Source organism: Parafrankia irregularis, from assembly GCF_001536285.1.
GTDB classification, from domain to species: Bacteria; Actinomycetota; Actinomycetes; order Frankiales; family Frankiaceae; genus Parafrankia; species Parafrankia irregularis.
This window is the reverse complement of sequence record NZ_FAOZ01000001.1, coordinates 42,580-56,255: the sequence shown is the minus strand read 5'-3', so window position 1 is coordinate 56,255 and position 13,676 is coordinate 42,580. Positions and strand designations below refer to the sequence as shown.

The 13,676-nt window shown below is 72.7% G+C and carries 9 protein-coding genes; 4 read left to right on the top strand and 5 right to left on the bottom strand.

Annotated elements, in window-relative coordinates; translation table 11 throughout:
- Window positions 1–34 precede the first annotated feature (34 nt).
- On the top strand, window positions 35–1,252 hold the full coding sequence (locus tag AWX74_RS00225; protein ID WP_242666000.1) for an enoyl-CoA hydratase/isomerase family protein: 1,218 nt from the start codon (window positions 35–37) through the stop codon (window positions 1,250–1,252).
- Window positions 1,253–1,450: 198 nt separating this feature from the next.
- A complete protein-coding gene (locus AWX74_RS00220) occupies window positions 1,451–1,867 on the top strand; it encodes a hypothetical protein (protein ID WP_091270313.1) in 417 nt (138 codons plus the stop codon).
- Window positions 1,868–1,940: 73 nt separating this feature from the next.
- Here the strand turns inward: AWX74_RS00220 and AWX74_RS00215 are convergent, their stop codons facing one another.
- The 4 genes from AWX74_RS00215 to AWX74_RS00200 all read right to left on the bottom strand — a co-directional run bounded on the left by AWX74_RS00215 (window position 1,941) and on the right by AWX74_RS00200 (window position 8,091).
- Window positions 1,941–2,156: a hypothetical protein gene (locus AWX74_RS00215; protein WP_091270311.1), complete on the bottom strand. Its 216-nt coding sequence runs from the start codon at window positions 2,154–2,156 to the stop codon at window positions 1,941–1,943.
- Between the two features lie 249 nt (window positions 2,157–2,405).
- On the bottom strand, window positions 2,406–2,879 hold the full coding sequence (locus tag AWX74_RS00210) for a hypothetical protein (RefSeq protein WP_131799369.1): 474 nt from the start codon (window positions 2,877–2,879) through the stop codon (window positions 2,406–2,408).
- A gap of 13 nt (window positions 2,880–2,892) precedes the next feature.
- On the bottom strand, window positions 2,893–7,452 hold the full coding sequence (locus AWX74_RS00205) for an AAA domain-containing protein (protein WP_091270309.1): 4,560 nt from the start codon (window positions 7,450–7,452) through the stop codon (window positions 2,893–2,895).
- Window positions 7,453–7,665: 213 nt separating this feature from the next.
- Window positions 7,666–8,091 carry a DUF6011 domain-containing protein gene (locus tag AWX74_RS00200; protein ID WP_242665999.1) on the bottom strand — a complete coding sequence of 142 codons (426 nt, stop codon included), beginning with the start codon at window positions 8,089–8,091 and terminating at the stop codon, window positions 7,666–7,668.
- A 618-nt stretch (window positions 8,092–8,709) separates the two neighbouring features.
- Here AWX74_RS00200 and AWX74_RS00195 point away from each other — a divergent pair.
- Entirely contained in the window at window positions 8,710–9,819 is a 1,110-nt protein-coding gene (locus tag AWX74_RS00195) for a phosphotransferase enzyme family protein (RefSeq protein WP_091270308.1), read from the top strand.
- 421 nt (window positions 9,820–10,240) lie between these two features.
- Entirely contained in the window at window positions 10,241–11,578 is a 1,338-nt protein-coding gene (locus AWX74_RS00190) for an ATP-dependent 6-phosphofructokinase (RefSeq protein WP_091270307.1), read from the top strand.
- Here AWX74_RS00190 and AWX74_RS00185 read toward each other — a convergent pair.
- Window positions 11,563–13,467, bottom strand: coding sequence for an alkaline phosphatase D family protein (locus AWX74_RS00185; RefSeq protein ID WP_091270306.1), 1,905 nt, complete (start codon window positions 13,465–13,467; stop codon window positions 11,563–11,565). The genes AWX74_RS00190 and AWX74_RS00185 overlap by 16 nt on opposite strands.
- Window positions 13,468–13,676 lie beyond the last annotated feature (209 nt).

Below are 13,676 nucleotides of genomic sequence, written 5' to 3'. Positions count from 1 at the left end.
GCCGCAAACCGCGCCCTAACGTGGTCCGGTGGACGTGGATCAGACACACGGTGGCGGTGGGCCTCCGGTGGCGGCGATGCCGCCCGACCCCGGCGACTCGCTGTCCCTCGGGGCGGCGCCGGTCAGCCTGTTGGACCCCGAGACGGCACTGTCCCTGCTGCGCGCCGACCCGGAGATGTTCGCGGCGTTCACGGGGGAGCCGCTGTTGGCTGTCCGGGTGTGCGGTCCGCGGGCGCTCGAGGTCGCCGCGTTCGCCCGGCGGCTGCCCTGCGTGCTCGTCGGTGTCGCCGCGGACCTGGCCGATGCGCCGTCCGGTGTCGAGTCCGCTGGCTTCGACGTCCTGCTGACGCCGCAGAACGCGCCGCCGGCGCCGTGGGTGGGCCCGCTGCGGCCGGGGCAGACCACCGCGGACGCGCTCGCGGCGATCGCCGCGACGGCGCGCGCGGTGCCGTCCGCGGCCGTCGCCTTCGCGCAGCTGGTGCGCTACTCGGCGGGTGTCGATGTGGACGACGCCGTGGTGGCCGAGTCGTTCACCTACTCGACGCTGCAGGGCGGCCCTGAGTTCGCGGCGTGGCTGGCCGGGCACCGCGCCGAGCGGGAACGCCGCGCGGCCCGGCGGGCCGAGGCCGGCGGGCCGGCATCCGCCCGGGAGGGTCGGCCCGCGACTGACCCGACGACCGACCCGGCGGTGCTCGTCGAGCGGGACGGCGACGAGCTGTGGGTCGTCCTGAACCGGCCGCGGGTGCACAACGCGGTCAGCAGGGACGTCCGTGACGGGCTGGTGTCGGCGTTCGCGCTGGCGGGGGCGGATCCGTCCATCACCCGGGTGCGGCTGCGGGGGGCGGGGCGCACCTTCTGCAGCGGCGGGGATCTCGCCGAGTTCGGCACGCTGCCGGATCCGGCGCGGGCCCACGCGGTGCGGACCACGCGCAGCATTCCGCTGGCGCTGCTGCGCTGCGGCCGTCCCGTCACCGCCTACGTGCACGGGACCTGTGTCGGGGCCGGGGTGGAGATCCCGGCGTTCGCGGAGCGGGTCGTCGCCGACCCGGCCACCACGTTCCGCCTGCCCGAGCTGGCGATGGGCCTGGTACCGGGCGCGGGTGGGACGTCGAGCATCGTCCGGCGCGTCGGTCGCGAGCGCACCGCGTTCATGGCCCTGACGGGCTGGGCCCTGGACGCGTCCGTCGCGGCGGACTGGGGCCTGGTCGACGAGGTGCGCCCGGTCGGCGGTGACCAGCACCCCGAACGCTGATCACGGAAGTCTGATCACGGAAGTCCTCTCGACCGACGGAACCGGCCAGCGCCGGGGCCCACCTTCGGGCCGGGCCCGCACTTCCGGGCGAACGTCGATCGCACCACTCGACGATCACCCGGGGCTGGTTAGCGCGCCCGTGGCGGGGCACGGTCAGGACAGGCCTGACCCCATCGAAGCGGACGAAGGGCTCGGCAGATGACCGGCGAGCGCCACGTGCTGGATGTCGAGAGCGCGACCGAGGAGATCTACTTCCGGTGCCGCCGGTGCCACAGCACCTGGCATCGTTCGTACACGGTCGCTCGATGGTTCGAGGACGATGGTGGTTACATGGAGGTCTACCGGCACAACGGCGTGCCGGTGCCTTCCCCGCGCAGCGGCCCGGTCTGCCTGAGCTGCGGTGGCCTGCGGGTCGACTGGTCGGATTCCCCGCTGCCCCCGCTCCAGGAGCGGCCGCCGACGCCCGGTCCGGTCTCCCTGCGGCAGGCACGATCGGTTGCCTGGCCGTCGTGGCGCACCGGGGTTCGTGACGAGTGGCCGCCGCGCCGCTCCGCCTTCCCGTTCATGCTGCCGATCCGGCCGCAGCTGTATCCCCGGACCTTCCACTTTCCGTGATGGAGCGGTGTGGGTGGCGGCTCCGCGGAGCCGCCGCCCACACCGGCCGGCGGGATCGGTCCCAGGCCAGGTCTCAGGCCTGCGTGCGGACCGGCTCGGGCGGTGGGTAGCCCTCGCGGTAGCGGTGCCCGTCCACGGTGTAGCGGATCGGCGCGCTGGTCGCCGCCTCGCCGAAGCGGCGGCGGTCCGCCCGGTGGTCACGAATGATGATGATCATCGGGATGATGAACATGATGCTGAGCAGGGCGACCGCGACGAGCAGTCGATCCCATTCGAACTGTGGATCCATCTGGGCTCCTGGTGATCGGGAGCTCCGGGCCGCGGCAGCGCTCATCCCCGTGCGAACTCCCGCGGACAACGCGAGAGGCACGGATGGCTCACATGGCACGGATGGCGCGGCAGGTGCGCGAGACGCGGCAGGTGCGCGAGAGGTGTGCGCGGCATGCGGCCGCGGGCATCTGGCAGGCGGCCCGGGGGCCTGTGCTCAGGGGTGGGCACCTCGCTGTGCGTGCGAAGTGACGCGACGCCGGATCCGGCGTCAGGCTGACGCTTCGACGCGGCGTCGGCTGCCTGGCGGCCCACGGGAGCCCGGGCCGCCACCGGCGTCACGCGGCCCACGCCCGTGCGGGCCCCGCTGTGCCCGTACCCAGGCCGAGCTGGCGGCGAGCGCGCACAGCACCGCGACCAACGCGGGAACCTGATGGTCGGCGCGCTGGTGCTGGCTGCTCACCGGAGGTTTGGCGTCGAGCCAGGAGCGCAGGATGTCCGCGCGGCCCGGTGCCGCCGGAGCGACGGCCTCGGCCGGTTCGGAGAGATCCAGACCTTCCGTCGCTGACAGCCGCTGCGCCGTCGGCGTTGCCGTTGCCGTCGGCGTCGCGGGCGCGGATGCCAGTGCCAGGGCGGCCCCGCTCGGGAGCGGGGCCGTGCTCGGCACCGCGCCGACCAGCGCCATCAGCGCGAACATGGCTGCCCACAGCAGCCTGACGCGCAGCGATGACGGGTGGCCTGGCATCAACCGAGGGTAGCTAACCGAGGGCGGCTGCTGCCCCCGGGAACGCCCCCGGCGCCGGTGGATCGGCGGGTGATGCGGCCGGTGGCACGGCGGGTGTGGCCGGTGCCGGGTGGATGCCCAGCTGGTCGAGCTGTTTCCACAGGCCGTCGAGAGTCCGGCCCGGATGGCGGTAGAACTCCGAGCCGCGGATCCGCCAGAACGTCCAGCCGAGCCGTTCCAGGATCCGCTGCCGGCGAAGGTCGGTCTCCCACTGCTCCGGGCCGTGGTAGCGGTCGCCGTCACATTCGACGGCGAGCCGGGTACCGTCGCCTTCGACCACCAGGTCGATGCGGAAACGCCCCACCGGGTGCTGTGGGCGCACCCGGTAGCCGCGGGTGAGGATCTCGCGCAGCACCGCCCGCTCGAACTCGCTCTCGCAGCGGTCCGCGAGGCGGGTGACCTCCTCGGCGGCGGGCGCGGCGTACATGTACTCGATGAGCTGGCGACGGACGTCGTCGTCGCGCAGCGTCTCCGGAGCGACGGTGTGGAACACCCAGAGCTGGTCGCGGGCCCGGCTCGCCGCGACGTTGACCCGTTGCAGGTCACGGCGCCGGGTCGCCGCCGAGCGGTTGTCGTCGGCGACGACGGACACGAAGATCACATCGCGCTCGTCGCCCTGGAACTGGTAGGGGTCGCCCACCCGGATCCGGCGGCGGACGTACTCCTCCTCCCCGAGCTTCTCGACCAGGCTGTGCTCGATCAGCCGGGGCTGGCCGGACCCAAGCAGGGTCACCACACCGAACGTCATGCCGGCGTAGGCCGGGTCGGCGCAGCAGTCGACGATCTGGTCGACCACCGCGGCGGCCTCCACCTCGTTGGCATCGCCGAACCGGCCCGACGCCCGCCCGCCCCCGGCGACGCGGACCGGGCGCAGCGCCGGGCCGACGGTGATCTCCGGAGTCTCGCGCAGCGGCAGGATCTGCTGGTCGTAGAACCGGTTGGAGAAACCGATGATCTCCGGCAGGCAGCGGAAGTGCTCCTTGAGCACGACCGTGCGCGGGAACACCCGGGCCGCGGTGTCGTAGAGGCTCGCCTCGACGTCGAGCAGCGAGCGGTGCGCCACGTCGGGCAGGTGGTTCTCGATCAGCGCGAAGACCCTGTCCCGCGGGACGCCGACGGCGGACGGGCTGGTCTGCTGGTCGTCGCCGACGACGACGGCCTTGCGCCCCAGGCTCAGCACGCCGAGGGAGAGCACGTCGCACTGGCTGGACTCGTCGACGATGACGACGTCGAAGGGCTCGTTGACCCGCGGGTCGAAGCTTTCCATCACCCGATGGATCGGCATGATCCAGACCGGGACCGCGCCCATGGCCGCGGTCATGTGGGCACGGGCCTCGGCCCGCCACCGACCGGCGAACCGGCCGGTGCCCTTCCCGACCCGGCTCAGGGCCTGCACCCACCCGGTCAGGGCCTGACGCTGCTCGGAGCCGAGGTTGCGCGCCAGCGCCAGCCGCGCCGATCGACCGGCCACCTCCAGCACCAGCCGCTGGCTCTCCTCGGTCGCCGTGCCGAGGCGCCGTTGCAGCGCCGGGATGTCGGCGCCGGCGTGCAGGTCGGCGAGCCAGGTCTCGGCCTGCCGCCACCGCCACAGCTCGGCGAGCAGCCCTGGATCGCCGCAGGTGGCCCGGTCGCCGTGTTCGGCAAGCACCCGGGCCGCCCAGCGGGGTGCCACGGCGGCGAGCCGCCCGGCGAGCTCGGCGCGGCGCTCGACCTCGGGCCGCGCCGAACGCAGCCGGGTCGCGGAGCCGAGCGCCTGTGCCCAGCGGAGCGTGTCGCGGTGATCGAGCGCGTCACCCAGCTCGGCCCACAGTGGGCTGGCCGCCGGCGTCGACGCGCCGACGCGCAGGTGTTCGGTGAGACCGGCGAGCTCCGCCCGCGCAGCCTGCTGCGCGATCCGCTTCTCGGCGAGGTCGAGCAGGCCGGCGTGATGCACCAGATCGGCCGCGGTCGGCCGGGTGGGTGCCTCGCGGAACACCGCCACCAGCCGGTGCGCCAGCTCACGGCCCTGGCCGGCCTCCCAGCCCACCGCGGCCGCCAGCTGCCCGCTCACCGCGTCCAGCGCGGGAACGGGCGCGAACACCGACGCGGCGGATCCGCCGCGGTCATCGTTGGGGCCGGCGGGACCCGTGGGGCCCGTGGGTCCTGGGATGCCTGGCGCGCCGAGCTGTTCGGCGACATCGGCGTAGCGGCCCAGCGCGGTGCCGACCCGAATCCGGCCGATGATCGCGGCGCGCACGATGTCCAGGTCGTCGGCGGTACGGGGCGGGTAGCCGTCGACGAGCAGTGCCTCGGCGTAGTCCCGCAGGTCCCGCCCGCCGAAGCGGGGCAGGCTCTTCCCGGCCGCGAACCGGCCGCGCAGCTCGTCGAGCTGTTCAAGCTGGGTGCGGGGATCGGTGTCGGGAACACCCACCCGGTGCCCGAACAGCTGCCCGCGCAGGTCGTGCAGCTCAGCCACCGCCGCGGCCAGCTCACCCGCCTGGGCCTGCCAGAACTCGGCCAGCCGCGGCGAGTACGCACACTGCTCCCGCAGGCGGTCCAGCCACGGCTCCTCCAGCGGGCGCAGGACCTCCGCGCCGGCGAGGAGCTCGGTGCGCAGCTCGGCGAGCCCCGCCGCGCCGAGCCGGTCGACCGCGTCGGGCGCGAGGCCCAGGCGCTCCCCTTCGGACACCTCCTCGTCGAGCTCGTCGAGCCGCTCGAACAGGGCCGACAGCGGCGCGGCGCCGGGCAGCGCCACCGGGTCGGGCAGGTCGAGGCCGGCGGCCTCCGCCTGAGCCGGCGGGATCCGCCGGGCCAGGGCGAAGAGCTCCTCGATCTCGTCGAGGGGCAGCGGCGGTGCGGTGACGGGGTCGATCCGATCCGGGATGAGGCCCAGCTCAGCCGCGGTGCTCGCCAGCCATTCGGACACCCCGGCGGCCCGGAGCCGGCCGCCCGGCAGGTCGAACTCGCGCTCCTCACCGCGCAGCAGCTCCACCAGCTCCAGCTCCAGCGCCCTGGTACGGGAGCGCGCCGCGTCCAGATCGATCGCGAGCCGGTCGACCAGCCGGGCCTCGCGATGCAGGTCGATGTCGCCGACCGCGGCCTGGATCTCGACGACGGACGCGCGCAGCTGCTCGATGTGGGCCTGGCTGGCGCCGAGGACGGCGACGGACAGGTGGCGCAGGTCGGCGGGGATCTTCTCCTGGAGCACGGTGAGGGCCTGCTCGTCCTGCGCGGTCACCAGCACGCGCAGCCCGTGGGCGACGAGGTGGCAGACGAGGTTCGCGATGGTGTGGCTCTTGCCGGTTCCCGGTGGGCCCTGCACCGTGACGCCCCGCGCGGTGGCGAGCTGGACGGCCACCCGCTCCTGCTCGTCGTTGGTCGGCAGCGGCATGAGCAGGCGCCTTCCGGTCGCGGCCCAGCCGTCGTCGTAGTTGCCGTCGCGGTCATCCTGGTCAGCCGGGCCGGCGCCGTCGGCACCATCAAGCTCGCCGAACGAGCCGAACGAGCTGGACGAGCCGTCGAACGATCCGCCGAGCGCCTCACCGAGCGCCTGCGCCACCAGGGACTCGGTGGCGACGACCGCGGCCACCGCCTCGGGCAGGAACTCCCGCTCGGCCATCGCCTCCCGCAGCTCGGCGTAGAAACGCGCGCCGGCCGCCGGCCGCGGTCGCAGGAACAACGCCCAGGTGTCGACGACGCAGGGGTTCGTACCGGGCTGCGGCAGATCGGGACCGGGCAGGATCGCCGCGTCCAGCCCCAGCGGGGCGGCAACCTGGCGGTGCAGACGGCGCAGATCCGCGGGCTCCCACACATCCGGCGGGCTGGTGCGCACCTGGTCGCGCAGACGGGGGAGCTCGTGCAGCCCAGGAGCCTCCAGGCCGCGCACCGGGTCCGTCTCCAGCGACGTCGGCCCGTCGGGCAGGACTCTGATGACCCCGTCGTGCTGGCCGACGTCCACCCGAACCGGTGTGATCAGCAGCGGGTGCTGGACCACGGCCTGCTCACCGCCGGCGGCCGGAACCCGCCAGCTCAGCAGCGAGTGCCCCCAGACGAGCTGTGACCCGGCCGTGTCATGACTGTGCCGCAGCCGAAGATCGAACAGCCGCTCGTAGAGATCACGCGCGGCACACGCGGCGGCCCAGGGCTGCCACGAATCACGCTTCCAGCGCTCGTAAGCCTGGATGACCGTCTCCGCGTCCTCCTCGCCTGCGCCCGCCCGCTCCCGCAGGCCGGCAGGCAGTCTGGGTGGTGCGTCGGGCCGCACCGCGACGTCGCCGAGGTGGGCGCCCAGCGGGCGGGGAATCTGCGGCGGGTCCGGAAGCGCTACCTTCCGGACCTCCAACCAGCTTTCCCGCGACGGCCCAGGGCCCAGCCGGACGGCGCGGCGGCCTGGTAGGTCGCCGGGCACCGCCCCTGGTATGTCGCCCGGCAGCACCGGGAACGGGTCGTACTCGGCCAGCCGCCGCCGTGGGGCGCCACGCAGATCCGTGGCGAGCGCCGCCAGATAGTCCAGCAGACGCAGTGACCGGCTTTTGACCTGGTCGAGGGCGGGCATCGGGATCCTCCGGCAAGTGGGTCAGGTGGCGCGGAGCCGCCGTCCGTCCGTGGAAACGGACCGGCGGGACACCGCGACGATACGGCGCCGGCCCGACAGAACCCGGCTGCGCGCCGTAGCGCCCCGCGCGTGCCAGGTGCGCACGGCGACCTGCCCACATATGCCGCTTCCGCGCCCGCACCCGTGCACCCGCGCGCCTGCCGCGCCTGACGTTCAGACGACGACGAGACGGACGGCCGCCACGTGGTGACACGGCTTCCCGTGGACCCCTGCGGCGCAGGTGCACTGCCCGGTGGGCGCGGTGCGGTAGGTGGCTCCTCGATGGCCGACGGTGAGCCAGACACGGCGGCCCCGCAACGGAACGATGCCGCCGAGCTCGAGAAGCTCCAACGCGTCCTCGAGCTGCTGGCTGGTGAAACCCGGGAGAGTGGGTGCGGTGCGGCGGAAGTGCCGGGTGCAGCCGGGGCCGAACCCGGCCGAGACGCTGGGCGGGCTGGTGAGCCGGCGACCACAGCGCAGACAGGAGGCCGAGATCTCGGAAACACCGGTGGTGGAAACGGTGGCTGCGGAAAGGTCGATGCCGTGAACGCGGGAGTCGGGAACGCTGCTTTCGGGAACCGTGTTGGCGGAAACGATCACGTTGTCTCCCCGGATTCTGCGTGTATCCAATGATAACCCAGGTGGCGTGGGTCGGGGAGGCATTTGGTGAGCCCGCGGCGGCCAGTTTCCGGCCGGTTCCGTGGCGGGTGTGCCGACGGTGTGACCGTGCCTGGGTTCCTGGCTCGGCAGGCGGATGACCTGGGTGGATGGCGAGAGACTCGGAGTCGTGGCGACGGTGCGCGTCGCAGCTGGCGTGGATGGCTCACGGCGTGCGTGGTTAGGCGGCCGGCGCGTTTTCGTGTTTCCCGGTGGGCGGCACCGGGCCGCGGTCGCGCATTTCGTCGGCCCCGGTGCGGGAGGAACTGGCCGGGAAAGGAACTCCGGCCTTTCCCGGCATCGAAACGCGCATGACCGTGGCCCTGCCCACCCACGGTCGTAGTTCGAGGAGTTGAGGGTGTTCGTCGTCCCCGGCCGGGTGGCAAGATCCTGAACTTCGGGCTGCCGCTACCGCTGCTGCCGGGCAGGACCTGAGGGTCCGGTTGTTGGAGCAGCCGGAATCCTCGGATCTTGGGGCTGTGGCCTCGGGTTGTCGCTGGCGTTAGCTTGGTCGGCGGGCAGCCTGCCGGGTTGCGAGGTGGGCGAAAGGGGCCGGCGACGGTGACGGCTGGTGCTTCCGGTGACAGCGTCAACGGTGTGATCACCGCTGAGCTCCTCGAGCTCGCCGGGGTGCTCGACGACGTCCTGGCCGAATATGATCTTGGTCCCGCCCCGACGGCGGCGCTGGTCAACATCTCGGAGAACGTGACCTACCGGGTGGATGACCTGCCCGGGGGGCGCCGGTGGGCGTTGCGTCTGCATCGGCCGGCTTACCACGCGATCGACGAGATCGTCGCCGAGCTCGACTGGGTGGCGTCGCTGCGGGCTGATGGTGTCGTGGCGACACCCCGAGTGGTGGCGAACCGGTCCGGGTCGGTCGTGACGACCGTCGGGCTGGGTGCGGGGGTGCGCTGTGCCGTGCTGTTCGACTGGGTCGAGGGCGAATCGCCGACGCCCGGGGACGAGGCGGCGCTGGTGCCGTTCTTCGGTGTCCTCGGCGGCCTCGCCGGCCGGCTGCACAACCATGCGCAGAGCTGGCCGCGGCCGGCCGGCTTCAGGCGTTTCTCGTGGTCCTGGCAGACGACGCTGGGCCCGTGCGGGCGATGGGGGAGCTGGCAGGCCGGGGTGGTGGCGGCACTCGCGGAGCGGTCCGAGCCGGTGCTCGCGGTCCTGCGCCCCGCGGTCGCCCAGATGGAGCGCGCGCTCGCCGCCTACGGGCGCGGCCCCGACCGGGCCGGGCTGATCCACGCGGACATGCGACTGGCGAACCTGCTGGTGGCACGGCCCGCCGATGGGTGGGAACCGGGCCTCACCCACGCCGCGCCCGAGGGAGTCCACCTGATCGACTTCGACGACTGCGGCTTCGGCTGGTATCTGTACGACCTCGCGGCCGCGTTGTCCTTCGTCGAGCACAGTTCGGCGCTCCCGGAGCTGGTCGAGGCCTGGCTGGCCGCCTACCAGCTCGACCGTCCGCTCACGGCCCACGACCTCGCGATCGTGCCGACGATGGTTCTGCTGCGCAGGCTGCTGCTGGTCGCCTGGCTCGGCACCCATCCACATTCCGACGCGGTTCCTGATATCGCTGGCTACGTCCGGGAGAGCGGGGAGCTGGCCCGGCGCTACCTCGCTGGGGCGTTGCTCCCGAATCTCCCTCGGCTCGCGCACCGGTAGCGCCGGGAGTCTGGCGTCACCCAGGCGACCGGGGGAAGAACCCGAGAGAGGGACGGCGGGCACCAGTCCGGCGACCGGCTCGACCCGGCGCGAACCGGCGCGAACCGGACCGGTGAACCGGACGTTTGAATCGGACGTTCGAACTGGGAGGCATGAACCGGACGAAGACCGTGAACGGGACAGGTGGTGGTCCTCGCCCTGTCTCGGTGGTGTCCGCTGGTCGTCGTTTGTGTTTCGTGCCGGTAATCACCTGGTGTCCACCAGCCGGATGACCGGGTTGTCTGATCGACGACCGTCATGGGCCAGACGCCCGGACCGGTACGCTCGGTGCGATAAGGCGGGAAGGAGCTGGGGCGATCGTGGTCCGGTCCAGTCGGGCGCTGGAATGGGAACGCCCTGGCGGTGTCGGAATCGGGGGGCCGTGAGCGAGGCGTTGACCGTGGACGGTGCCGAGCTGGAGGTGCGCACCCTCGGTCCCTGCCGGATCGATTCACCGCTCCTGCCGCTGCTCGGCGAGCGTCCGACGACCCAGCACTACATCGACGAGGGCGACAAGGTCCTCTTCGACGACACCCTCACGATGATCTCGTCCCGGAAGGTCCCGCTGGACGAGCTGCCGGGCTTCGAGCCGGCCGGGCCGCGCCGCAAGATCTACTTCGATCCGTCGAAGACCCGGGTGGGCATCGTCACCTGCGGTGGCCTCTGCCCGGGGCTGAACAACGTCATCCGCGGCCTGGTGCTGGAACTGACCAACCACTACGGCGTGAACCGGATCTTCGGCTTCCGTCATGGCTACCAGGGCTTCATCGCCAAGTACGGGCACAGCGTCGTCGACCTCACCCCGGAGCGGGTGGCGCACATCGACGAGGACGGCGGCACGATCCTCGGCACCTCCCGCGGCCAGCAGGACCCAGGAGAGATCGTCGACTGCCTGTCCCGGATGAACATCAACATCCTGTTCGTGATCGGCGGGGACGGGACCCTGCGCGGTGCCCGGGCGATCGCCGACGTCGTCACCGAGCGCGGTGAGAAGATCGCGGTTGTCGGCATCCCGAAGACGATCGACAACGACATCCCCTACATCGACCAGAGCTTCGGGTTCCAGACGGCCTTCGCCAAGGCCGCCGAGTCGATCCGGGCCGCGTCCGCCGAGGCGACCTCGGCACCCGGCGGCGTCGGCGTCGTCCGCCTGATGGGCCGCCATTCCGGCTTCATCGCCTGCTACGCGACCCTGGCCAAGAGCGACGCCGACGTGGTGCTGATCCCGGAGCTGCCGTTCACCCTGGAGGGGGAGCGCGGCCTGCTCACCTATCTGCGTCGCCGGGTCGAGAAGCGGGGGCACGCCGTCGTCGTCGTGGCCGAGGGCGCCGGGCAGGACCTCGTCGAGGGCCTGCCGGAGTCGTCCGACGCGTCCGGCAACCGCAAGCTCTTCGACATCGGGCCGGAGCTCTCGCGGCGGATCACCGACCACTTCGCCGAGCACGGCACCGAGCTGAACCTGAAGTACATCGACCCGAGCTACCACATCCGCAGTGTTCCGGCGAATCCGTACGACAACGTCTACACGATTCGGCTGGCGCATGCCGCGGTGCATGCGGCCATGTCCGGGCGCACCGAGATGGTGGTCGGCCGGTGGCGGCGCCGCTTCATCCACATGCCGATCGAGCTGGCGGTCAGCCACCGCAACCAGGTCGACCCGGCCGGTGATCTGTGGATGTCCGTCCTGGAGGCCACCGGCCAGCCCTACCGTTTCGGCTGACCCGTCCCGAGCGGCTGGCCGGGCTCGAGCGGCTGGCTCAGCGTCACCCGAAGGATCTCCTCGAGCCCGGCCGGCTCGCCGTCCGGTTCGGTCTTGTCGAGGAGCAGGGTTGCCGTGCGGCCGTCGAGTTCCAGCGTGGCGAGCTGGCTGTCGAACCACGGTCCGTGGGTGACGGTCCACCGCACCGGCATGCCCCGCACCCCGAGGAGGCGGGCCAGCCAGCCGGAGACGGTGGCGAACGCCGCGCGGCGTGACAGCGCGTCGATGCGGCGGATCCCTGGCCCGAGCGGGTTGCGCAACGGCGAGCACACCGCCTGCCACACCGGCGACATCGCCCGATCGGAGTCGACCCGGGCGAGATAGGCGTGGTGCACATCCCCGGACAGGACGACGACGCTGGCCGGTGCGGGCCCGTGCTCGCCGCCGGCGACCGCGTCGAGCAGCTGTGACATCTGCGTGAAGGACCGGCTGAACGCCGCCCAGTGCTCCAGGTCGAGCGTTCGCCGCACCCGTTCCACCGGGCGCGTGACAGTCCGCGCGAACCAGCGGCAGAGCCCGCCGAGCCGCCCACCGAACCGCGTGGACGCGAGCCGCTCACTCATCGCCTCGACATGATGGATGGTCGGTGTCAGCAGGAACGGCACCGACGTCCCGAGCAGGAGATGGTCGACCTCGCCCTGCTGGAACGTCTGCTCGCGGATCCAGGACCATTCCGTGTCGTTGACCATCGCGCGGGTTCCGTCGGGAGCCACGACCCGGCCCAGCCGGGAGTCGACGACGATCAGCCGGGTGCGCCCGAGATCCCACCGGAAGCTCCAACGGGGCGGCACCGGTGGGCACGCGCCGACGGCGATGTCGTCGGCCGGTGCGCCGTCGGCCGGGGCGTCGTTGGCCGCACCGGCGAGGTCGCCCGCGGGCAGGTCGGCCAGGGCGGCGAGGTCCGGCATCCGGTCGACGCGGCGGGCGAAGGCCCGGACGACGTTCTCGCCGTCGGGTACGGCGGCCACCGCGGCGTACGTCGGATCCGTGGCCAGCGTCCGCGGGTCCAGGTTGCCCAGGTGCTGGTAGACCCAGTAGGCCATGATCCCGCTGGTGATCCGGGCGTCCCACCACGGCTGTGCGCGGATCTCGGCGCGCCAGGACGCGGAGATGTTCCAGTCGTCGCGAACGTCGTGGTCATCGCCGATCATGGCGGTGGGGATCGTGGAGAGCAGCCATCGGATCTCCGGCTGTGACCAGGCCTCCTGGTACAGCCAGGCGTATTCGGTGAAGTCGGCGATCTCCGTGCCGGGCGGTACGCCGACGTCGCGGCGGCGCCGGATCCGTTCGGCGGTGTCCGGCGACACGTGGTCGGCGTACACCTGGTCGCCGAGCAGGAGCAGGACGTCCGGCCAGCCCTGCGGTGGCGTCGTGGCCAGGCGTAGCGCGAGCGCGTGCAGCGCGTCGGTGCCGAGCCCGCGTGGATCAGCCTCGGGGGAAAGGGTGTAGGGCCTCGTCTGCGGGGCGGTCACCCGGCATGAGCCGAAGGCGAGCCGCACCGGCCGTTGCCCGCCGAGCGGCCGCAGCAGGCTCGGTGGCTGGGCGGAGCCGGGTTCGGGCCAGACCAGGACCGCCCGGCCGGGCGGTGTGTCGTCGCGCGCGGCGGCGGCCTCGTCCGGTGGGGTGGCCCGGGTGAGCCAGACCTCGTAGGGGTAGGGCCGGCCCGGTTCCAGGTCGCCCACCGTGACCAGGGCGAAATGGTGGCCCGCGATGGTGAAGGTCGGTGCCTCCGCGCGCGGTCCCTCCTCGGCCCGTACCTCGACGGTGCAGGGCGCGTCGGTCTCCACCCAGACGGTCGCGTGACGGTCGTCGGCGTAGCGGTGGAGCGGGCCGAGGAGGAGCTTGCTCATCGGGTCCGCCGTCCCATCGTGGCGATCATCTGTTGGTACCTGTTTCTGCCGGCGCCGCCCGAGCGGGGGCGTGCGGGGAGGCGAAGGAGCGGCTCCCGCGGCCGGCTGGGGCCGACCCGCCCCGCTGACAGCGAGGTGACTGTCGGTTGGACACCGCCGAGCCGCTACGTGAGGCTACTTTATGTGTCCAGGCAGTCTCGATCGTCCGT